The following is a 1114-nucleotide window of genomic DNA, read 5'->3' on the forward strand; positions in this document are numbered from 1 at the left end:
CCTTCCTGGGGGTGGGCACGGGGATGGTGTGGAGCGCGTCCACGGGGCTCTGCTGCCGGGACCAGAACTCGTCCAGCCCCTCGCTGACCCGGGCGACGTCCTGCGACGTCCCCAGCAGCTCGAAGCGGTACAGCTCCGGCACGCGGCACTTGGCGGAGACGATGGGCCCGGCGAGGCAGTAGTACGGCCCGAAGTTCGTGTTGCCGGAGGTGATCACGCCGCGGATCAGTGCGCGGTTGACGGGGTCGTTCAGGAACTGGGCCACCTGCTTGGGCACTGCCCCGGAGCGCTCTCCGCCGCCGTAGGTGGGCAGCACCAGGACGTAGGGGCGGGCCACGCGGATCATGTCCTCCACCCCCGGGCGCAGGGGGATCCGCACGGCGGCCCGGTCCAGGCGCTCCACGAAGCGGCGCGTGTTCTCGGAGACGCTCGAGAAGTAGACCAGGTCCGGTGACTCGTCCTCGCCGAGGTCGCGGAACCGCAGCACTCTCCGCCCGGTCCGCACGATTCCTGCGCTCATGCGGTGCCACCCTTCCGTTCTCAGGTGCGCCTCAGGCAGTGAGCCCGAGCCACAAGATGTAGTTACTGACGTGCCGATCAGCACTACATCTAGTGGTACCACGGGAAAGGTCCCAGCGCTACGTTATAGCGTAGTCAATTGTTCGTGTTGACGAACTGGGCCCCTCGCACCCCTGTCCCGGACCGCCACGAAGGTGTCGCCCCCTTCACGAGGACCGGGGGCGTACCCACCCACCGGAGAAGATGCGAACTTTCTCCGCCCGCTGCTTAGTCCCCCTATCATTTTCCCCGCACAGAATGGTCAACCGGCCAGGAAAAGACTGGCCATTTGGCCATTGTCCTGCTGATAACGATCGGATTACGGTGGAAAGGCACTCGTTGACCCGCCTCTGACCTGCGGCGATGGGCCACCACGTGTCGACAGGTGCACGAGTGGTATCCGCTGGACCGGCGCTGCACAGCGCGGGAACCGGCGTGTCCTTGTCATTGGTGAAATCCCCCCGGATTTCCACAGGAGCAGATCGAAGGTTCCCCTCATGAAGAAGCAGAACGCGTTTTTCGCAACAGCAGCGGCAGCGGCGGTCGTCCTGCGCAC

The 1114-nt window shown here is 65.4% G+C and carries 1 protein-coding gene; it reads right to left on the reverse strand.

The features are described 5' to 3' along the window. Positions 1-520 (reverse strand): class Ib ribonucleoside-diphosphate reductase assembly flavoprotein NrdI (gene nrdI, locus CWC38_RS11820; protein WP_121846894.1); only part of this gene is annotated, 520 nt, incomplete at its 3' end. Between the last annotated feature and the right edge of the window lie 594 nt (positions 521-1114).

Origin of the sequence: Kocuria tytonicola, assembly GCF_003687455.1 — a bacterium.
Taxonomy (GTDB): domain Bacteria; phylum Actinomycetota; class Actinomycetes; order Actinomycetales; family Micrococcaceae; genus Kocuria; species Kocuria tytonicola.